Source organism: Streptomyces olindensis (genome assembly GCF_040645895.1).
Lineage (GTDB): Bacteria > Actinomycetota > Actinomycetes > Streptomycetales > Streptomycetaceae > Streptomyces > Streptomyces olindensis.
Window position 1 is genome coordinate 1 of record NZ_JBEYZD010000038.1, and the last position, 19,947, is coordinate 19,947.

21 protein-coding genes are annotated in these 19,947 nt (G+C 72.4%); 12 read left to right on the plus strand and 9 right to left on the minus strand.

Annotated features, from left to right (window positions below; genetic code table 11):
* Positions 1-118: 118 nt before the first annotated feature.
* A complete protein-coding gene (locus ABZ948_RS23875) occupies positions 119-493 on the plus strand; it encodes a YchJ family protein (protein WP_359762645.1) in 375 nt (124 codons plus the stop codon).
* Between the two features lie 5 nt (positions 494-498).
* On the opposite strand, the gene ABZ948_RS23880 is transcribed toward ABZ948_RS23875, so the two are convergent.
* Positions 499-1,200, minus strand: a complete 702-nt coding sequence (locus ABZ948_RS23880) for a FadR/GntR family transcriptional regulator (RefSeq protein ID WP_359762647.1) — start codon at positions 1,198-1,200, stop codon at positions 499-501.
* Between the two features lie 137 nt (positions 1,201-1,337).
* Between ABZ948_RS23880 and ABZ948_RS23885 the strand changes: the two genes are divergently transcribed.
* Genes ABZ948_RS23885 through ABZ948_RS23900 form a run of 4 tightly spaced genes read left to right on the plus strand, consistent with a single transcriptional unit; the run spans position 1,338 to position 5,139 of the window.
* Entirely contained in the window at positions 1,338-1,856 is a 519-nt protein-coding gene (locus tag ABZ948_RS23885) for a gluconokinase (protein WP_114251095.1), read from the plus strand.
* Between the two features lie 55 nt (positions 1,857-1,911).
* Positions 1,912-3,309, plus strand: coding sequence for a GntP family permease (locus ABZ948_RS23890; protein ID WP_359762649.1), 1,398 nt, complete (start codon positions 1,912-1,914; stop codon positions 3,307-3,309).
* 13 nt (positions 3,310-3,322) lie between these two features.
* On the plus strand, positions 3,323-4,087 hold the full coding sequence (locus tag ABZ948_RS23895) for an SDR family oxidoreductase (protein ID WP_359762651.1): 765 nt from the start codon (positions 3,323-3,325) through the stop codon (positions 4,085-4,087).
* 20 nt (positions 4,088-4,107) lie between these two features.
* A complete protein-coding gene (locus tag ABZ948_RS23900; protein WP_359762653.1) occupies positions 4,108-5,139 on the plus strand; it encodes an L-idonate 5-dehydrogenase in 1,032 nt (343 codons plus the stop codon).
* Positions 5,140-5,214: 75 nt separating this feature from the next.
* On the opposite strand, the gene ABZ948_RS23905 is transcribed toward ABZ948_RS23900, so the two are convergent.
* From ABZ948_RS23905 to ABZ948_RS23920, 4 genes are all read right to left on the minus strand, one after another.
* Positions 5,215-5,829 (minus strand): cytochrome b/b6 domain-containing protein, encoded by a 615-nt coding sequence (locus tag ABZ948_RS23905; RefSeq protein WP_359762655.1) that lies wholly within the window; start codon positions 5,827-5,829, stop codon positions 5,215-5,217.
* Positions 5,813-6,538 (minus strand): molybdopterin-dependent oxidoreductase, encoded by a 726-nt coding sequence (locus tag ABZ948_RS23910; RefSeq protein WP_359762656.1) that lies wholly within the window; start codon positions 6,536-6,538, stop codon positions 5,813-5,815. The genes ABZ948_RS23905 and ABZ948_RS23910 overlap by 17 nt, the downstream gene beginning before the upstream one ends.
* A gap of 111 nt (positions 6,539-6,649) precedes the next feature.
* Positions 6,650-8,185, minus strand: a complete 1,536-nt coding sequence (locus ABZ948_RS23915) for an APC family permease (protein ID WP_359762658.1) — start codon at positions 8,183-8,185, stop codon at positions 6,650-6,652.
* 36 nt (positions 8,186-8,221) lie between these two features.
* Positions 8,222-9,172 carry a hypothetical protein gene (locus tag ABZ948_RS23920; RefSeq protein ID WP_359762660.1) on the minus strand — a complete coding sequence of 317 codons (951 nt, stop codon included), beginning with the start codon at positions 9,170-9,172 and terminating at the stop codon, positions 8,222-8,224.
* A 363-nt stretch (positions 9,173-9,535) separates the two neighbouring features.
* On the opposite strand from ABZ948_RS23920, the gene ABZ948_RS23925 reads away from it, so the two are divergent.
* The 4 genes from ABZ948_RS23925 to ABZ948_RS23940 all read left to right on the plus strand — a co-directional run bounded on the left by ABZ948_RS23925 (position 9,536) and on the right by ABZ948_RS23940 (position 11,791).
* Positions 9,536-10,444, plus strand: a complete 909-nt coding sequence (locus ABZ948_RS23925) for a DMT family transporter (protein WP_359762662.1) — start codon at positions 9,536-9,538, stop codon at positions 10,442-10,444.
* 84 nt (positions 10,445-10,528) lie between these two features.
* Complete coding sequence (locus ABZ948_RS23930; protein WP_359762664.1) at positions 10,529-11,059, plus strand: NUDIX hydrolase; 531 nt, start codon at positions 10,529-10,531, stop codon at positions 11,057-11,059.
* Between the two features lie 10 nt (positions 11,060-11,069).
* Complete coding sequence (locus tag ABZ948_RS23935) at positions 11,070-11,462, plus strand: YidH family protein (protein ID WP_031114549.1); 393 nt, start codon at positions 11,070-11,072, stop codon at positions 11,460-11,462.
* Positions 11,459-11,791, plus strand: coding sequence for a DUF202 domain-containing protein (locus tag ABZ948_RS23940; protein ID WP_359762667.1), 333 nt, complete (start codon positions 11,459-11,461; stop codon positions 11,789-11,791). Before ABZ948_RS23935 ends, ABZ948_RS23940 begins: the two co-directional genes overlap by 4 nt.
* Positions 11,792-11,960: 169 nt before the next feature.
* Here ABZ948_RS23940 and ABZ948_RS23945 read toward each other — a convergent pair whose 3' ends face one another.
* Positions 11,961-12,908 (minus strand): NADP-dependent oxidoreductase, encoded by a 948-nt coding sequence (locus ABZ948_RS23945; RefSeq protein WP_359762669.1) that lies wholly within the window; start codon positions 12,906-12,908, stop codon positions 11,961-11,963.
* Positions 12,909-13,106: 198 nt separating this feature from the next.
* On the opposite strand from ABZ948_RS23945, the gene ABZ948_RS23950 reads away from it, so the two are divergent.
* Positions 13,107-14,141, plus strand: coding sequence for a phosphotransferase family protein (locus tag ABZ948_RS23950; protein ID WP_359762671.1), 1,035 nt, complete (start codon positions 13,107-13,109; stop codon positions 14,139-14,141).
* A gap of 5 nt (positions 14,142-14,146) precedes the next feature.
* Positions 14,147-15,361, plus strand: coding sequence for an acyl-CoA dehydrogenase (locus tag ABZ948_RS23955; protein ID WP_359762673.1), 1,215 nt, complete (start codon positions 14,147-14,149; stop codon positions 15,359-15,361).
* A 53-nt stretch (positions 15,362-15,414) separates the two neighbouring features.
* Here the strand turns inward: ABZ948_RS23955 and ABZ948_RS23960 are convergent, their stop codons facing one another.
* Genes ABZ948_RS23960 through ABZ948_RS23970 form a run of 3 tightly spaced genes read right to left on the minus strand, consistent with a single transcriptional unit; the run spans position 15,415 to position 18,471 of the window.
* Positions 15,415-16,008, minus strand: a complete 594-nt coding sequence (locus ABZ948_RS23960) for a TetR/AcrR family transcriptional regulator (protein WP_359762675.1) — start codon at positions 16,006-16,008, stop codon at positions 15,415-15,417.
* Positions 16,009-16,036: 28 nt separating this feature from the next.
* Positions 16,037-17,701 carry a class I adenylate-forming enzyme family protein gene (locus ABZ948_RS23965; protein WP_359762677.1) on the minus strand — a complete coding sequence of 555 codons (1,665 nt, stop codon included), beginning with the start codon at positions 17,699-17,701 and terminating at the stop codon, positions 16,037-16,039.
* The gene (locus tag ABZ948_RS23970) at positions 17,698-18,471 is read right to left on the minus strand and encodes an SDR family oxidoreductase (protein WP_359762679.1); all 774 of its coding nucleotides are present in this window, start codon (positions 18,469-18,471) and stop codon (positions 17,698-17,700) included. The genes ABZ948_RS23965 and ABZ948_RS23970 overlap by 4 nt, the downstream gene beginning before the upstream one ends.
* A 150-nt stretch (positions 18,472-18,621) precedes the next feature.
* Here ABZ948_RS23970 and ABZ948_RS23975 point away from each other — a divergent pair, with 150 nt between their 5' ends.
* Positions 18,622-19,857 carry an exo-beta-N-acetylmuramidase NamZ family protein gene (locus ABZ948_RS23975; RefSeq protein WP_359762681.1) on the plus strand — a complete coding sequence of 412 codons (1,236 nt, stop codon included), beginning with the start codon at positions 18,622-18,624 and terminating at the stop codon, positions 19,855-19,857.
* Positions 19,858-19,947: the final 90 nt, after the last annotated feature.

Here is a 19,947-nt window from a genome sequence, read left to right on the forward strand (position 1 = left end):
TTGAGGTGCTAGTGCCCTTTATCGGGCGTGGGGGTTCAAGTCCCCCCTCGGACACATGAGGCTGAGGGCCGTGACCGCGAGGTCACGGCCCTCAGGCGTTTCCGCGGAGAGGGTGACCATGACCAGGCGTTCCTGCCCCTGCGGGCTTCCCGAGCCCTACGAGGCATGCTGCGGCCGCTTCCACTCCGGGGCCGGCGCCGCGCCCACCGCGGAGGCGTTGATGCGGTCGCGGTACTGCGCCTTCGTGCAGGGCGACGCCGGGTATCTGCTGCGGACGTGGCATCCGCGGACGCGGCCCGGGACGCTGGAGCTCGACCCGGGGATGCGGTGGACCGGGCTGGAGATCCTGGGCACGCGGGACGGGTCCGCGTTCCACGCCACCGGGACCGTGGAGTTCCGGGCCTCGTACCGGGGTGGGTCGCTGCACGAGCTCAGCCGGTTCGAGCGGGTCGACGGGGCGTGGGTGTACGTCGACGGGGAGTTCCTGCCGTAGCGGTCCTACGGCGCCAGGATGTCCAGTTCCTGGAGGGCGCCGACCGTGATCTCGCGGGTCAGTTCCTCCGCGCGGACGGCGTCGCCCGCGCGGACCGCCTCGGCGACCTGGACGTGCAGGGTGACGGCCGCCGGGTCGGGGTCCTCGAACATCACGTCGTGGTGGGTGCGGCCGGCCAGGACCTCGGCCACGACGTCGCCGAGGCGGGCGAACATCTCATTGCCGGAGGCGTCCAGGATGACGCGGTGGAAGGCGACGTCGTGGACGAGGTACTCCTCCAGTTTGTGGCCGCGTGAGTTGGCGACCATGCCGAGGGCGCACTCGGTGAGTTCGGCGCACTGCCCGGCCGTGGCGTGCCGGGCGGCGAGGCCGGCCGCGACCGGTTCGATCGCCGAGCGCAGCACCGTGAGGGAGCGCAGTTGCCGGGGGCGGTCGGCGCCGGCCAGGCGCCAGCGGATGACCTGCGGGTCGTAGACGTTCCACTCGGCCATGGGGCGGACCGTGACGCCGACGCGGCGGCGGGACTCGACCAGGTGCATGGACTCCAGGACGCGGACCGCCTCGCGCATCACGGAGCGTGACACGTCGAAACGCTGGGCGAGTTCGTCCGTGCGCAGCACGCTGCCCGGCGGGTACTCCCCCGCGGTGATCTCGGGGCCGAGGGTGTCCAGTACGTGGCCGTGCAGCCCCCGGCCCGGTGTGGTCATGCACTCAGCGTACGGGGTAGATCACGGAGACAAAAAGTCAGACTTATTCATCACGACCTCTTGAATTCGTCGTACCTAATGGGTTTCAGTTGCGTCGACATCACGTGTCGACGAAGACAGCAGACAGTGAGGCAGCGATGAACACCCCCCACGTCGTCGTGGTCATGGGCGTCGCGGGCACCGGCAAGACCACCATCGGTCCCCTGCTCGCGGCCCGGCTCGGCGTTCCGTACGCCGAGGCCGACGACTTCCACCCGCCGGCCAACATCGCCAAGATGTCGGCCGGGACGCCGCTCACCGACGAGGACCGGTGGCCCTGGCTGGACGCCATCGGCGACTGGGCGCACGGGCGGGCCGGGCTCGGCGGGGTGGTCAGCTGCTCGGCGCTGAAGCGGTCGTACCGCGACCGGCTGCGGTCCGCCGCGCCCGGCGTGGTCTTCGTGCACCTCACGGGTGACCGCGCGCTGATCGAGGACCGGATGTCGCACCGGCAGGGGCACTTCATGCCCACGACGCTGCTCGACTCCCAGTTCGCCACGCTCCAGCCGCTCCAGGCGGACGAGGCGGGGGTCGCGGTGGACGTCACGGGCAGCCCGGCGGAGATCACCGAGCGGGCGGTGCACGCCCTCAGCTCGCTCCCCGAGCCGATCCGGTAACCCCTCCCGGTCTCCCTCCCCTCTCCCCGACTCCCCAACGCAAGGGACAACCCCCGTGACCAGACTCAGCGTCGAGATGCTGGCAGCGGACGCACCCGAGCCGATCACCTCGGCCGGCCACGCTCAGCTGGGCATCGCCGTCCTGGCGGGCATCGCCGTCATCGTCCTGCTCATCACCAAGTTCAAGCTGCACGCCTTCCTGGCGCTGACCATCGGGTCACTGACGCTCGGCGCGATCGCCGGGGCGCCGCTGGACAAGGTCCTCACCAGCTTCAGCACCGGCCTCGGCTCCACGGTCGCCGGTGTCGGCGTGCTGATCGCCCTCGGGGCGATCCTCGGCAAGATGCTCGCCGACTCCGGCGGCGCCGACCAGATCGTCGACACCATCCTGGCCAGGGCCGGCGGGCGTTCGATGCCGTGGGCGATGGTGCTCATCGCCTCCGTGATCGGACTGCCGCTGTTCTTCGAGGTCGGCATCGTGCTGCTGATCCCGGTGGTGCTGATGGTCGCCAAGCGCGGCAACTACTCGCTGATGCGCATCGGCATCCCGGCGCTCGCGGGCCTGTCCGTGATGCACGGCCTGGTGCCGCCGCACCCCGGCCCGCTGGTCGCGATCGACGCCGTCGGGGCCGACCTCGGCGTGACGCTGGCGCTGGGCGTCCTCGTCGCCATCCCGACGGTGATCATCGCCGGGCCGCTGTTCTCGAAGTACGCGGCCCGCTGGGTCGACGTCCCGGCCCCCGAGAAGATGATCCCGCAGCGCGCCTCCGAGGACCTCGAGAAGCGTCCCGGCTTCGGCGCCACGCTCTTCACCGTGCTGCTCCCGGTGATCCTCATGCTCGCCAAGGCACTGGTCGGCATCGTGGTGGACGACCCCGAGAACGCCGTGCAGCGCGTCTTCGACGTCATCGGCGCCCCGATGATCGCCCTGCTCGCCTCGGTGCTGGTCGGGATCTTCACGCTGCTGCGGCCCGCCGGGTTCTCCAAGGAGCGGATCTCGCCGCTCGTCGAGAAGAGCCTCATGCCGATCGCGGGCATCCTGCTGATCGTCGGCGCGGGCGGCGGCTTCAAGCAGACGCTCATCGACACGGGTGTGGGACAGATGGTCCTGGACATCTCCGAGGACTGGGCCATTCCCGCGCTGCTGCTGGCCTGGCTGATCGCCGTGGTGATCCGGCTCGCGACCGGTTCGGCGACGGTGGCCACGGTCTCGGCCGCCGGTCTGGTCGCCCCGCTCGCGGCGGACATGTCCACCACGCACGCCGCCCTGCTCGTCCTGGCCATCGGCGCCGGCTCGCTGTTCTTCAGCCACGTCAACGACGCCGGCTTCTGGATGGTGAAGGAGTACTTCGGGCTGAGCGTCGGCCAGAACATCAAGACCTGGTCCGTCATGGAGACGATCATCTCGGTGGTCGCCGGCGGTCTGGTCCTGCTGTTGTCCCTCGTGATCTAGGAGCGCTGCGGCGATGACGGCTCACCCCCTCTTCGACATCAGCGGCCGGACGGCGCTGGTGACCGGCTCCAGCCGGGGCATCGGACTGGCTCTGGCCCGCGGTCTGGCGGAGGCCGGCTGCACGGTCGTGCTGAACGGACGCGACAAGGACCGGCTGGCCGAGGCCGCCGGCGAGCTGCCCGGCGACCGGGTGCACACGGCCGCGTTCGACGTGACCGACGGACCCTCGGTGGCCTCGGGGATCGCCGAGGTCGAGGAGCGGGTGGGCCCGCTCGACATCCTCGTGAACAACGCGGGCATGCAACTGCGCGCGCCGCTGCTGGAGTTCGCCGACGCCGACTGGCACCGGATCCTGGACACCAACCTGACCAGTGCCTTCCTGGTGGGCCGGGAGGCCGCGCGCCGGATGACGGAACGCGGCCACGGCAAGATCATCAACATCTGCTCGCTGCAGAGCGAGGTGGTGCGGCCCGGGATCGCGCCGTACGCCGCCACCAAGGGCGCGCTGAAGATGCTGACCAAGGGCATGTGCGCCGACTGGGGACCGCACGGGGTGCAGGTCAACGGGCTCGGCCCCGGCTACATCGAGACCGAGCTGACCCGGCCGCTGGTGGAGGACGAGGAGTTCAGCTCCTGGGTGCGGCGGCGCACGCCGGCCGGGCGCTGGGGGCGTACGCAGGACCTGGTGGGCGGGGTGCTGTTCCTCGCCTCCCCCGCCGCGGACTTCGTCGGCGGGCAGGTGCTGTACGTCGACGGCGGTATGACGAGCGTGCTGTGACCGGCTGCCGGGAGACTGTGATGCTGGGTTGTGTGATCCACGGCCGGGGCGACCTGCGCGTGGCGAAGCTGCCGGTGCCGGTGCCCGGGCCCGGGCAGGCGCTGGTGGCCGTCCGGTACGGCGGGGTGTGCGGATCCGATCTGCACTACTGGCGGCACGGCGGGGTCGGTGACTTCCGGCTGCGCGAGCCGATGGTGCTCGGGCACGAGGTCGTGGGCACCGTCGTGGAGTACGGGGCCGGCGCGTCGGGTCCGGCGCCCGGCACGGCCGTCGCCGTGCATCCGGCGACCCCGTGCGGGGTGTGCCCGGAGTGCGCGGGCGGACGGCGGAACATCTGCCGGGACACGCGGTACCTGGGCAGTGCGGCGCGCTTTCCGCACGTGCAGGGCGGGTTCGCGGCGCGGGTGGTCGTGCCCGCCGAACAGGTACGGGCCCTGCCGGACGGGCTCGGGCTGCGGCGGGCCGCGCTCGCCGAACCCCTGGCCGTCGCGCTGCACGCGGTGCGGCGGGCCGGGGACGTGGCCGGCCGGCACGTGCTGGTGACCGGGGCCGGGCCCATCGGGTGCCTGGTGGTCGCGGCGGCGAAGGCGGCGGGGGCCGCCCGGGTCACCGTGACGGACCTGCTCCCGGCCGCACTGGCGTACGCCTCGGCGGCGGGGGCGGACGCCCTTGTACGGGCCGATGATCCCGACGACCCCGGGTGGCCGTCCGAGGTGGATGTCGCGATCGAGGCGTCCGGGGTGGCCGGGGGGCTGGACGCGTGTCTGCGGCGGGTGCGGCGGGGTGGGGTCGTCGTGCAGTTGGGGATGTTGCCGGCGGGGGACAGTCCGTTCGCGGGGAACCTGGTGGTGAGCCGGGAGATCGAGCTGCGGGGGGCGTTCCGGTTCGACGGGGAGTTTGATCAGGCGCTTGAGTTGTTGGCGGCTGAGCCGGTGTTCGAAGGGCTGATCAGTGCGGTGGTTCCCGTGGGGGAGGCCGAGTCGGCGTTCGTGCTGGCCGCTGATCGGAGTCGGGCGTGCAAGGTGTTGTTGGATTTCGCCCCGGCGCCGTGATCCGAGCGGCCGTCGAGCGTCTGCGGGTGTGTGGGGGTTCTTCGCGCAGTTCCCCGCGCCCCTGAGGGGCGTCACCTACGGGCGCCACAGGGGGTGCTCCCTGTCCGCCCACTCTCTGGTCACCCCGCCGGTGCGCATCCCCCTGCGGGACTCCGGGTCCGCGAGGGCCATGCCGATGTGGCCGGCCAGGACGATGCCGATCGTGAGGGCCAGCCAGTCGTGGACGAAGGTCGCGCTGGTGCGCCAGAGCAGGGGGGTGAGGTGGGTGAGCCACATCATCAGGCCGGTGCCGAGCATGACGAGGGTGGCGCCGGCGATCCAGGCCGCGTAGATCTTCTGGCCCGCGTTGAACTTGCCGGCGGGGCGGGACGCGGGGCGCTTGTCGCGGTGCAGGGCGGCGCGCAGCCAGGTGCGGTCGTGCGGGCCGAAGCGGTTGAGGTGGCCGAGGTCGGTGCGCAGGGCCCGGGAGGCGAGTCCTGCCAGGACGGGGACGGGCAGGGCGAGGCCGGCCCAGATGTGCAGCGTGACGACCAGGGCGCGGCGGCCGACGAGTTCGGCGAGCTGGGGGACGTAGAGACAGGCCGCCGTCAGGACGCAGACGCCCATGAGCGCGGCCGTCGTGCGGTGCACCCAGCGCTCGGCCCGGCTGAAGCGCCGGACGGTGACCGGGGTGTCAGCTCGTAGGCGCATCGTCGCGTCCGTTCGAGCGGCCCACCCAGGCGTCGACGTCGTAGCCGCGCTCCTCCCAGTAGCCCGGATCGACCTCGTCGGTGAGGGTGATGCCGGAGAGCCACTTGGCGGACTTGTAGAAGTACATGGGCGCGACGTAGAGGCGGACGGGGCCGCCGTGGGCGTGGCCGAGGTCCTTGTCCTGCATGCGCAGGGCGACCATGACGTCGGCGCGGCGGGCCTGGGCGAGGGTGAGGCTCTCGGTGTACGTGCCGTCGAAGCAGGTGAAGCGGATGGCCCTGGCCGTGGGGCGGACCCCGGCCGCGTCCAGCAGCCGGGACAGGCGTACGCCCTCGAAGGGGGTGTCGGGGACGCGCCAGCCGGTGACGCACTGGACGTCGCGGACCAGGCGGGTCTGCGGGAGGGCCTTGAGGTCGGCCAGGGTGTAGGTGGCGGGGCGGTCGACCAGGCCGTCGATCGTGAGGCGGTAGGTGTCGGCGTTCTTGCGCGGGACGGAGGAGGCGACCGAGTAGTAGCGGAAGCCGCCGCCGTTCGGGAGCAGGCCGGTCAGGCCGGTGGGGTCCTTGTCGGCGGCGCTGCCGAGGAAGCCCTCCAGGCCGCGTTGCAGCGGCGGCGCGGCGACCACGCCGAGAGCGCCCAGGGCGAGGGTGCCGAGGAAGACACGGCGGCCGACCGGAGTGCCCCGTTCCGCGGGGGGTCCTTCTTCCACACCCTCAGGTACGTCCTCGTTCACGTACTCATTCGAGCACCCGCGGCCCCGTCAGGACAGGGATCGCGGGTGCCCGTCAGAGTTCCGTAACCACTTCTTACGCGGGCGGGGTCAGGACGAGGCCGCCTTCTCCAGCTGGAACGCCTCGTTGCCGAGGCCGATCCGGGCGTGCTTCTCGGGGGCGCGGGCCCGCAGCACCAGGCCGAGGACCAGGCCCGCGACCAGGGCGAGGCCGATGATGCCGGGCAGCACCCAGCTGAGCGAGGAGTCCGGGCCGGCGCCGACCAGCACCTCGAAGTCCTTGACCGTGTAGCAGGCGATGACGAGCAGGGCGATCCCGGCCAGCGCGGAGGTGACGAGACGCCAGGCCTGGGCGCCGGCGGCGCCGCGGCGGACGAAGAAGACGACCACCGACAGGGAGGCCGCCGCCATCAGCACGATCACGCCGAGGGCGCCGATGTTGCCCAGCCAGGTGAACAGGTGCAGGACCGGGGCGGTCGGGTCGCCGACCGGCTTGTCGTCGGCGATCGCGAAGGCGGCCACGACCACCACGGCGACGACGCTCTGGAGCAGCGAGCCGGTGCCGGGCGCGCCGCTGGTGCCGCTGGTGCGGCCGAAGGCGGCGGGCAGCAGGCCCTCGCGGCCCATGGCGAAGGCGTACCGGGCGACGACGTTGTGGAAGCTGAGCAGGGCCGCGAACATGCCGGTGACGAACAGGACGTGCAGGACGTCCGTGAAGGTGCCGCCGAGGCGGGACTCGGTGAGGAAGAACAGCAGTCCGGCGCTCTGCTTCTGGGACGTGCCGACGATGGCGGAGGGGCCGGTGGCGACGGTGAGGGCCCAGCTGCTCAGCGCGAAGAACACGGCGACCCCGCCGACGGCGAGGAACATCACGCGCGGCACCAGGACGTGCGGGCGGCTGGTCTCCTCGGCGTACACGGGTGCCTGCTCGAAGCCGAGGAACGCGGCGATGCAGAAGCAGAGCGCGGTGCCGACGCCGGCGCCGGTGAGGGTGTCGGGGTTGAAGGCGTGCAGTGACAGGCCCTCCTTGCCGGGGTCGGCGAGGGCGGCGACGTCGAAGACGACGACGAGGAGCACCTCGATGACCAGCAGCACGCCGAGCACGCGCGCGTTGACGTCGATCTTCAGCCAGCCGAGCAGGCCGACGGCGAGCGCGGCCACGAGGGCGGGGATCCACCAGGCGACCTCCACCTCGGCGTAGGTGGCGAGGAGCCCGGAGACCTCGAAGCCGAAGATGCCGTAGATGCCGATCTGGAGCGCGTTGTAGGCGACGAGGGCGACCAGGGCGGCGCCCGCTCCGGCGGTGCCGCCGAGGCCGCGGGAGATGTAGGCGTAGAAGGCGCCCGCGTTGTGGACGTGGCGGCTCATCTCGGCGTAGCCGATGCTGAACAGGACCAGGACGACGCCCAGCACGACGAAGAGCAGCGGCTGGCCGACGATGCCCATCACCGCGAATGTTGTGGGCATGACACCCGCGACCACCATGAGCGGGGCGGTCGCGGCGAGGACCGACAGCAGCAGTCCGCCGGTGCCGAGCCGGTCGGCGCGCAGGGCGCGCTCCTGCCCCTTGAAGGTGCTGATGCCGCCTGCGGCGGATGTGCTCGGTGTCGAACTGTCCGTGGTCATCGGGAGTGCGTCCTCACTGGTGGGATTCCGGGGGTGTCAGGCCGTGCCGAGCGCGCCGGCGCGGGCGGCGGCGAAGGCGGTGTGCGGGTCGCGGTCGGGGTACGACCAGGGCGCCGGGGTGGCGTGCCGGCCGATCCGGTGGAAGAGGGCGGCGGCCTCGGCCCCCCGCCCCTCGCAGAACTTGGCGTGGGCGAGGAAGTTCAGGTCGATCAGCCGCCGTGGATGGCCCTCCAGCTCCCACTCCAGCCACCAGTCGAAGGCCGCCTTCATGACCTGCCGGGCGCGGCGGCCGGTCCAGTGGCCGGAGGCGGCCGGGTCGGCGGGTTCGTGTCCGGCGGCGGCCAGCACCCGGTAGCGCTCGGCGTGCGCGATGACCGGGAGGATCGCGAGCGGGGAGTCGGCGGGTGCCTGTTCGGCGGCCCAGTTGGCGAAGTCGTAGACCTCGTGCAGCGGGTCCGGGCCGGCCTCGGTGCGGCGTCCGGCGAGCCGGGCGACCATCAGGTGGTGGGCGTGGTGGTGGTCGGGGTGCCGGCCGCGGACCTGCTCGAAGGCCCGGACCACGTCCTGGTCGGAGCCGGCGGCGCACTCCAGCAGCAGCAGGCCGAGCCAGGGGGTGGGGTCGGCGGGGACCCGCTCGGCGGCGCGCCGGCAGGACTCGCGGGCCTGCGCGGGCTTGCCCTTGCCGTGCAGGGTGCGCCGGACCTGGGCGAGGGCGAGCAGTACGGCGGCGTCGGCCGACTCGGGTTCGGCGAGCAGCCACTCGCGGGCCCAGGCGACGCTGTAGGACTCCCGCGCGAGGACCGTGACGCGGTGGCCGCGGCGGTCCCAGTCGTCCCCGGTGTGGACCAGCAGGGACCGGGCGTTCTGCCAGCGGCCCTGCGCCAGCGCGGCGCGGGCGGCCACGAGGTCGGCGTCGTCGAGGGCCTCGTCGAAGGCCTGCACCGCACGTCTGCGGCCACGGCCGAGGGGAGGCGGGGGTGGGGACACCGCGGGACTTCCTCACGCGCTCTTCTGGTGTTTCGGCTCACGGCGGTCGGGGGCGCGGGTGTGCGCATTGCCATGAACTGATCACGCACAGCCAACCCCCAGCCAACGGTTAACGTCAAGGGCCGCCCGGGTGTTACACGCGTCAACTGGCGTTACTCGTGAGGATTTTGTGATCGAAGGGGGTCCCGAGGATGCTGTAACCAGCATCCGATTTATCCGTTTCGCCCTTTGTGACGTACGTCATAGCGTGGGCGAGAGCCGCCCCCGACGATGGAAGGACGTACGGGCGCGCCGGGCGGAGCCGGCCGGTACAGTCGGCCCCTACGCCATCGTGAACCCGACCTGACGATCGAGGTACACCGCGTGTCGGTACTGGTCCTGGTGCTCGCCCTGAGCGCCGCCTGCTGTCTGGGCTTCGGATTCGTCCTGCAGCAGAACGCGGCCCAGCGGGCCCCGCTGAGCGACTTCCTCTCCTTCCGGCTGCTCATCGACCTGGTGAAGGTGCCGCGCTGGCTCGGCGGCATCGCGCTGATGGTGGTCGGCATGGCCCTGGGCGCGGCCGCGCTCGGGCAGGGCGAGCTGTCGCTGGTGGAACCGCTGCTGGCGACGAACCTGCTCTTCGCGCTCGCGCTGTCCCGCAGGCAGACCCGGCAGCCGCTGGGCCGCCAGGGCTGGGCGGGTCTGCTGCTGCTGGCGGGCGGTGTGACGGCGTTCATCGTGGCGGGTCAGCCGCAGAGCGGCGCCGCGACGGCCGATCCGGTGCGGCAGTGGCTGATCATCGGGGTCATGATCGGGCTCGCGCTGCTGCTCACCGCACGCGGCAAGCGGTCCCGGCTGAGTTCCGGTCCCGTACTGCTGGCGCTGGCCGCCGGGCTGCTCTACGGCGTGCAGGACGCGCTGACGCGGGTGAGCGGGCAGACGTTCTCCGAGGGCGGCTTCGTCGAGCTGATGACCGGCTGGCAGCCGTACGCCGTTCTCGCGCTCGGCGTCACCGGGCTGGTCCTCGTGCAGAGCGCCTTCGAGACCGCGTCCCTGCGCAAGTCGCTGCCCGCCCTCACCGCGGCCCAGCCGCTCGCCGGGATCATCTGCGGCGTCGGCTTCCTGGGCGACCGGCTGCGGACCGACGCGGTGGCGCTGACCTGGGAGGCCGGCGGGCTCCTGGCCGTGGTGGCCGGGATCGTCCTGCTGGGGCTGCATCCGGCGATGCCGACGGGGACGGTCCCGGAGCGGACGCGCGTGGCGACCCCCGCGGTGAGCCCCGCTTCGCCCTGACCCGGGCCACGGCGTCCTCCCCCGGCCGCCCGGCCCCGGCCGCCCCCGTCCCGCTCCGGTTGCCTCCCCTGCTTGGATGAGGCCATGAGCGCTGCTGACGAGATCCTCGACATCGTCGACGAGAACGACCAGGTCATCGGGCAGTCCCCGCGGGGCGAGGCCTACACCCGGGGGCTGCGGCACCGCTGCGTGTTCATCCAGGCCCGGGACGCCGAGGGCCGGATCTTCGTGCACCGGCGGACACCGACCAAGCTGGTCTTCCCCTCCCTGTACGACATGTTCGTCGGCGGAGTCGTCGGCGCCGGCGAGGCCTACGACACGGCCGCCCTGCGCGAGGCCGAGGAGGAACTGGGCGTGACCGGCCTGCCGGACCCGCGGTACCTCTTCAAGTTCCTCTACGACGACGGCACCGGCCGGACCTGGTGGTCGGCGGTGTACGAGGTGCGCTGCGAGCTGCCCGTCCGGCCGCAGGCCGAGGAGGTGGCCTGGCACGACTTCCTGCCCGAGGACGAGGTGGAGCGACGCCTCGGCGACTGGGAGTGGGTGCCCGACGGGCTGGCGGCGTACGAGCGGCTCAAGGCGTTCCGCGCCACGCCCGGCGATCGGCTTGGGTAGGGTCGCGCAGATGATCGAGTTCGTGCGGAACGTCCGCTTGTGGTTCGTGCCCGCGGAGGTCCGGCGGGACGGTGAGACGCCCGACTACCGGTTCTCGCTGGCGAACGAACGCACCTTCCTGGCCTGGCTGCGCACCGCGCTCGCGCTGATCGGCGGCGGCTTCGCCGTCGACCAGTTCCTGCCCGACCTGCGCTGGGGCTGGCGGGTCGGGCTGGCGCTCGCGCTGCTCGCCGCGGGCGTGCTGTGCTCGCTGCGGGCGGTCAACCACTGGGTGCGCTGCGAGCGGGCCATGCGCCGGGGCGAGGACCTGCCGGTGTCCCGGTTCCCGGCGCTGCTGAGCCTGGTCGTCGCCGTCGTCGCCGTCGCCATGGTCGTCGTGGTGCTCGTGGGGTGGGAAGGGTGAGCACGGCGGCGGCCCGGCAGGACCCCGACCGCGATCCCGGGCTGCAGCCCGAGCGGACCCGCCTGGCGTGGCGGCGTACGACGCTGTCGGGCACGGTCACGGCCGTCCTCGCCGTGAAGACCGCGCTGCACGGCGGGGCGTCGACGCCCGGGATCCTCGCCTGCGCACTGATCTGCGCCCTGTGGCTGGGCTTCCTCGGCGTCGCCCACCGCCGCATCCGCACGCTCGCGGCCACCGCCGCCCCCGCGTCGTTCGCGCCCCGGCACGCCGCGGCGGCGGCGCTGTGCACGGTGGCGATGGCGGTGTGCGGGGCGGCACTCGTCCTCTAGGGCACCGGCCTCCAGGACCCCGGCCTCCAGGACCCCGGCCTCCAGGACCCCGGCCTCTAGGACCCCCGGCCTCCAGGCCTCCCGGCTTCGTCGCACAGGACCCTCGGCTTCGGCCTCCAGGACCCCGGCTGCGGCCTCCAGGCCCCCGGCCCTCCGCGCGCCCCGGTCGTCACTCGGCGCCGTCGCCCTCCCAGGGCACCGTCACGACGATCTTGCCGCGCGTGCGGCCCTGCTCGTTCAGCCGGTGCGCGTCAGCCGCCCGCTCCAGCGGGAACGTCTCGTCGACGTGGACGCTCACCACGCCCTGTTCCGCCAGTTCGGACAGCCGTCGCAGGTCGTCGGCGTCGGGGCGGACGAAGTAGTAGCGGCCGCCGAAGTTCACCACCTCGTTGTCGGCGATGGACGCGAGCCGGCCCTCGGGGGCCAGCAGGTTCGCCGAGACCTTCAGCGCGTCCCCGCCGACCGTGTCGAACGCCGCGTCCACGCCCTCCGGCGCCACCCCCCGCACCCGCTCGCCCAGGCCCTCCCCGTAGGTCACCGGCTCGGCTCCCAGGCCCCGCACGAAGTCGTGGTTCGGCTCGCTCGCCGTACCGATCACCCGGGCACCCAGGTGGACGGCGAGCTGCACGGCGACGGAGCCGACACCGCCGGCCGCGGCGTGCACCAGGACGGTCTCCCCCCGTTTGACCTGGAGCACCTTCACCAGCACCTGGTAGGCGGTGAGCCCCACCAGGGGCAGTCCGGCCGCCTCCTCCCAGGAGAGGTTGCGCGGCTTGCGCGCGAGGGTGCGCAGGGGCGCGGCCACGTACTCGGCGAAGGTGCCGCGGGAGAGGAAGTCCTCGCGCACGTACCCGATGACCTCGTCCCCGACGTCGAACTCCGAGACGGCCACACCCGGCCGCACCACGACGCCCGAGACGTCCCAGCCGGGCACCACGGGGAAGAAGGGGGCGAGGATCCCGTCCAGGTGGCCCTCGCGCGCCTTCCAGTCGACGGGGTTCACGGCCGCCGCCCGCACCTTCACCAGCACCGCGTCCGGGCCGACCACGGGGTCGCGCACCTCCCCGAACGCCAGCACCTCGGGTCCGCCGTACCGTGAGTAGCTGATGGCCTTCATGGCTCTGACCTTCCGGGCTCGCAGGGCGGCCCGCAAGCCGGATGGCCTGAACGTACCGGCCGGAACCTCCCCGGCGTCCCGTCGCGGCGGCCGTCGGCCTATCGTGGCTCCGATCACGTTTCGGCCCCGCTCTGGACGACATACCGACCGGTCGGCATCATGAGTCGGGAACTGTTCACCTGCCCGTAGGAGCGATTCATGAGCCCCGATCATCCACCCGGACTCGATCTCGACCGGCTGCGCGGCCTGCTCGGACGCGAGCGGCCCGGCCTGGTGGGCGGCCCGCTGTCCGGCCGGCTGATCGAGGGCGGACGGTCGAACCTCACCTACGCGGTCTCCGACGGCACGTCCCGGTGGGTCGTGCGCCGGCCCCCGCTCGGCCACGTCCTGGCCACCGCGCACGACATGCGGCGCGAGCACCGGGTGATCAGCGCGCTGCACCCGACCGCCGTGCCGGTGCCGCGGCCGGTGCTGCTGTGCGAGGACGAGGAGGTGCTCGGGGCGCCGTTCTACGTCATGGAGTTCGTCGAGGGCACGCCCTACCGCACCGCCGACCAGCTCCTCCCGCTCGGTCCGGAGCGGACCCGGGGCGCGGTGCTGAACCTGGTCGACACCCTCGTGGAGCTGCACGCGGTCGACCCGGGCGAGGTGGGTCTCGCCGACTTCGGGCGGCCCGAGGGGTTCCTGGACCGGCAGCTGCGGCGCTGGGGCAAGCAGCTGGACGCCTCCCGCAACCGCGACCTGGACGGCATCGACGAGCTGCACGCCGCGCTCGGGCGCGAGCTGCCCCGCTCCCCCGCCCCGGCCGTGGTGCACGGTGACTACCGGCTCGACAACGTGCTGATCGGCGAGGACGACGAGATCAAGGCGGTCCTCGACTGGGAGATGTCGACGCTGGGCGACCCGCTCACCGACCTCGGCCTGCTGGTGATGTACAGCATGCCGCTCGGCATGCCCGAGTCGCCCGTCTCGACCACCGCCGAGGCGCCCGGCAACCCCTCGCCGTCCGAACTCATCGAGCGGTACGCCGCGCGCTCGGGGCGCGACGTCTCCGCCGTCTCCTGGTACACGGCCTTCGCCTGGTTCAAGCTCGCCGTGATCCTGGAGGGCATCCACTACCGCTACACGCTCGGCCAGACGGTCGGGCGCGGCTTCGACCGCATCGGCGACCTCGTGCCCGTCTTCGTCCGGCACGGACTCACCACGCTCCACGAAGGCCTCCAGGAGGGCTGATCCAGATGGACTTCGCTTTCGACGCGCGCACCGAAGAGCTGCGCGCCAGGCTCCTCGCCTTCATGGACGAGCACGTCTACCCGGCCGAGGCAGTCGCGCACGAGCAGCGCGCACGGCTCGACTCCCCCTGGGAGACCGTGCCGGTGGTGGAGGAGCTGAAGGCCGAGGCGCGCAGGCAGGGCCTGTGGAACCTCTTCCTGCCGGACTCCGAGTACGGCGCCGGGCTGACCAACCTGCAGTACGCGCCCCTCGCGGAGATCATGGGCCGCTCGCCGCAGCTGGCGCCGACGGTGACGAACTGCGCCGCGCCCGACACCGGCAACATGGAGGTGCTCACCCAGTTCGGCGACGAGCAGCAGCGCAAGCAGTGGCTGGAGCCGCTGCTGGCCGGTGAGATCCGCTCGGCGTTCGCGATGACCGAGCCGGACGTGGCCTCCTCCGACGCCACGAACATCACGACCCACATCGAGCGGGACGGCGACGAGTACGTCATCACCGGCCGCAAGTGGTACATCTCCGGGGCCATGCACCCCGACTGCAGGATCTTCATCGTGATGGGCAAGACCGACCCGGACGGGGAGGACATCCGGCGCCAGCAGTCCATGGTGCTGGTGCCGCGTGACACCCCGGGCGTCACGATCAAGCGGGCGATGCAGGTGTTCGGGTACGAGGACCACTACCACGGCGGGCACGCCGAGGTGGTCTTCGACCACGCGCGCGTGCCGGTGTCGAACCTGATCGGTGAGGAGGGCGGCGGCTTCGCCATCGCGCAGGCGCGCCTCGGGCCCGGGCGCATCCACCACTGCATGCGGCTGATCGGCATGGCGGAGCGGGCGATCGAGCTGATGTGCCGGCGGGCGGTGTCCCGGACTGCCTTCGGGAAGGCGCTGGCGCAGCAGGGCGTGGTGCAGAACTGGATCGCCGACGCGCGGGTGACGGTGGAGCAGTTGCGGCTGCTGGTGCTGAAGACGGCGTGGCTGATGGACACGGTGGGCAATCGCGGGGCGCACACCGAGATCCAGTCGATCAAGATCGCGACGCCCCGGGCGGTGGTGGACATCCTCGACCGGGCGATCCAGCTGCACGGGGCGGGCGGGGTGAGCCAGGACCTCCCGCTGGCGGAGCTCTACGCGGGGGCGCGGACGCTGATGATCGCGGACGGGCCGGACGAGGTGCATCAGCGGTCGCTGGCCCGGCGGGAGTTGAAGCGGTACCTGTGAGGGCGAGGGGGTTCAGGGGCGGAGCCCCCTGAACCCCCTCGGCGTACGGGTGGTTACGGGCGCAGGGCCCTGAGCAGCAGGTCGGCCAGGTGGTCCGCGACCTCCTGGGGGCTGAGCGGGCCGTCCGGGCGGTACCACGTCGACAGGTGGTGGACCGAGCCGAAGTGGTAGTCGACGACCAGGTCCGCCGGCGTCGCCTTGGAGAAGACGCCCGACTGCTGGCCCTCCTCGATCAGCGCGCGGAAGCGTTCGTGGTAGCGGCGGCGTTCCGCGCGCACCTGCTTGTTCTTCTCGGGACTCAGGTGGTGCATCGACCGCCAGAAGATCATCGCGTCGTCGAGGTTGTCGATGGTCGTCACGACGACGTCCGCCGCCGCGGCCCGCAACCGCTTCTCGACCGGCTCGTCGGCGCCCGCGACGGCGTCCAGTCTCTCCTGCTGGATGCGCAGCACGCGCGCGTACACCTCGTGCAGCAGGTCGTCCTTCGAGCCGAAGTAGTGGTACAGCGCCCCTTTGGTGACACCGGCCGCCTCGACGATCTCCTGCACGGAGGTGCGGTCGTAGCCCTGCTCGGCGAAGAGCCGGGTGGCGGCGGCCAGGAGCCGCTGAGGGACGGGAGTGCCGTCCGGGTCCGTGGTCCTGGGCACTGCCGCCACCTGCCTTTCCGTACTGCTGTCAGTTGCCTTGCGTCCGGGAACGGAGCTCCCGACGGAGGATCTTCCCACTGGCCGTCTTCGGCAAGTCCGGCAGGATCTCCACCTGGCGCGGGTATTTGTAGGCGGCCAGTCTCTCCTTGCAGTGCGCGGCGAGCGCATCCGGGTCCGCCTCGGCGCCCGGACGCAGGCTGATGTAGGCCTTGACGGTCTCCCCGCGGTACCCGTCGGGCACGCCCACCACGGCGGCTTCCCGCACCGCCGGGTGGGTGTAGAGCACGTCCTCCACCTCTCGCGGCCACACCTTGAAGCCGGACGCGTTGATCATGTCCTTCTTGCGGTCGACGACGTACAGCCAGCCCTGCTCGTCCATGAAGCCGATGTCGCCGGTGCGCAGCTCGGCGCCGGGGAACGTCTCGGCGGTGGCGTCGGGGCGCCGCCAGTAGCCGGGCACCACCTGCGGGCCGCGGACGACGATCTCGCCCTGTTCACCGAAGGGCACCTCGTCGCCGTGGTCGTCGACGATCCGGACGACCGTGTCGGGGCCGGGCAGGCCCACGGCGAGGGTCCCGGAGACCGGGTCGACGGGCGCCTCCAGGCCGGGCGGCACGGAGGCGCACGGGGCGGTGCACTCGGTGAGCCCGTAGCCGTTGCGAATGTACGGGCCGAAGCCCGCCCGGAACTTCTCCACCAGCGCGGGCGGCAGCGGGGCGCCTCCGGAGGAGATCACCCGGAAGGAGGAGAAGTGGTCGCGCGTGACGGAGGGGTGGGCGGCCAGGGCCATGAAGGCCGTGGACGGGCCGACGGTGTAGTGCGGCCGGTGCTCGGCGAACGCGTCGAGCACCACGCCCGCCTCGAAGCGGTAGGCCAGCACGAGCGTGCCGGCGCTGTTCAGGCAGGCGCCGAGCTGGCAGACCATGCCGGTGATGTGGAACAGCGGCGCCAGCGCGAAGTAGACGGGGCGTTCGGGCAGCCCGAGGCCGGTCCGCTGCCGTTCGGCGTTGTACATGATGTTGCCGTGCGTGTTGGTGGCGCCCTTGGGCGTGCCGCTCGTGCCCGAGGTGTAGCTGATCAGCGCGATGTCGGCGGGGTCGGGGTCCCGGTCCACGGGCGCCTTGTGCCCGGCCCGTGCGACCGCGGCCAGGTCGTCGGCGTCCGCCGCCTGGGGCAGCCGCTCGAAGGTGAGCACACGCGCGTCGTCGCGCGTCTGAAAGTCCAGCTCGCAGCCGGTGAGCACGATCCGCACGGGCGAGTCCGCCGCCGTCTCGCGCAGGTACGACTCCCAGGCCCGGTCCGAGCAGATCAGCGCGGCCACCTCGCCGTCCCGCAGGACGTGGGCCACCTCGCCGGACTTGTACATCGGGTTGACGGGCACGACCACCGCGCCCGCCTTCCACGCGCCCAGCACGGCGAGCACGAAGTGCGGGGAGTTCTGCAGCAGGACCGCGACCCGGTCGCCGCGCTCCAGACCACGGGCCGCCAGGTGCCCGGCTACGGAGTCGCTGAACTCGTCGGCCTCGCGGTAGGTCAGCCGGCCGTCGAAGTAGGCCAGGAAGTCGCCGTCCGGCGTCTCGGCCGCGGCCCGGCGCAGGGCGTGCACCAGGGAGCCGGCGGGGCTGATCGGGCCCTTCTGGTCGTCGCTGAGCAGTGCGAGCCAGGGCTGGGCCGCGTAACGGGACTCGGTCACCGGTTCTCCTCCCACTGCTGCTGGATGCGGTTCATGCCGGTCAGCCACCGGTCGGGGTCACCGGCCCGGGCCTGGTAGTAGGCGGCGACCTCGGGGTGGGGCAGGATCAGGAAGCGGTCCTCCTCGACGCCCTTGAGCAGGGCGTCCGCCACGGCCTCCGGCTCGATCGCGGTCGGCTTGAGCACCAGGTCGCCCGCGCTGCCGGTCGCGGCCAGCATGTCGGTGCGCACGCCCTGCGGGCAGATGGCGTGCACCTTCACGCCCCGGTGCCGGTACGTCAGCGACAGCCACTCGGCGAAGGCGAGGGCGCCGTGCTTGGTGACGGCGTAGGGCGCCGCGCCGATCATGGTGAGCAGTCCGGCGGCGGAGACCGTGGACACGAACCTGCCGCCGCCCCGCTCCAGCCAGTCCGGCAGCAGGGCGTGGGCCGCCCGGACATGGGCCATGACGTTGACGTCCCAGGAGGCGGCCCAGGCCGTCTCGTCCAGCGGCCCGTCGGCGCTGCCGCCCTCGAAGGCGACTCCGGCGTTGGCGCAGTAGACGTCGACGGTCCCGTCGAGCGCGTCGCGGGCCTGCCCGATGATCGCCGAGGCGTCGCCGGCCACGGCGATCCCGCCGATCTCCTCCGCGACGAGCTTGGCCCGCTCGGCGTCCAGGTCGTTGACGACGACCCGGGCCCCCTCGGCGGCGAACCGCCGGGCGAGCGCGGCCCCGATCCCGCCCCCGGCCCCCGTGACGACGACGCCCGACCCCTGAAAGGCTCCCACCATCGGTCTCCTTAAGACGCGGCTCAGCAAGCAGGCCCAGACTAACCGGTCGGTATGTTTGAAGGAAGGGGGCGGCGCAGCACCCTAGGGGCGCGAGGAACTGCGCGACCAGCCACGACGAACCGGCAGAAAACGGATCACGGAGGCCACTTCATGCGCCCTTCCAGACGAGCCGTCCTCACGGCAGCCGCCACGGCCGCCGTCTCGACAGCGCCCACCGCCGCCGCAGCCCCGCCCCACCGCCGACTCCGCACCGGCTTCGAACGACTCGCCCACGACGGCTACACCCTGCTCAAGGGCCAGAAGGTGGGCGTCGTCACCAACCCGACCGGCGTCACCCGCGACGCCCGCCACATCGTCGACGTCATGCACGCGGACACCCGAGTGGAGCTGAGGGCCGTCTTCGGCCCGGAACACGGCTTCCGCGGCACCGCCCAGGCCGGCGGCTCCGAGGGCCGCTACGACGACCCGGCGACCGGCCTGCCCGTCTACGACACGTACCTCAAGAGCGGCCGGCCGCTCGCCGACGTCTTCACCGCGTCCGGCGTGGACACGGTCGTCTTCGACATCCAGGACGTCGGCGCCCGCTTCTACACGTACATCTGGACCCTGTACGACTGCATGGAGGCGGCACAGCTCGCCGGCAAGCGGTTCGTGGTCCTGGACCGGCCCAACCCGGTGACCGGCCGGGCGGCCCTCGGGCCCGTCCTGCACAAGGAGTTCGCCACGTTCGTGGGACGCCAACCGATCGCACAGGCCCACGGCATGACCGTCGCCGAGCTGGCGCGGCTGTTCAACGAGGAGTTCCTGACCGAGCCCGTGCCGCTGGAGACCGTGCCGATGTCGGGCTGGAAACGGTCGGACTTCTACGACGCCTCCGGGCTGCCCTGGGTGCCGCCGAGCCCGAACATGCCGACGCCAGAGACGGCCCTGGTGTACTCGGGGACATGCCTGTTCGAGGGGACCAACCTGTCGGAGGGGCGCGGCACGACCCGGCCGTTCGAGCTGCTGGGGGCGGAGGGCATCGACCGGCGCTGGGCGGCCGCGGCGAACGAACTCGCCCTGCCCGGCGTGCGGTTCAGGGAGGCGTACTTCGCGCCCACCTTCTCGAAGTTCCAGGGGAAGACGATCGGCGGGGTGCAGGTCCATGTGCACGACCGGGCCGCGTTCGACCCCGTCCGCACCGGCATCGCCCTGCTCGTGACGGCCAAGCGGGTCTGGAGCGGCTTCGCCTGGCGCCCGGACCACTGGATCGACAAACTCACCGGCTCCACGCGCGTGCGCACGATGATCGACGCGGGCGCGGACACCGACGAGGTGGTGGCCGGGTGGCAGGAGGACCTGGCGGCCTTCCGCGGGATGCGGCGGAAGTACCTCCTCTACCGCTGAGCGCGGCCGCACGCCCGAATGCGCCCGTGACGTATGGCCAAGCTCCCCCGTTGGCAGGACGATGCGCCACACGTGGCGTCACCCGGGGGC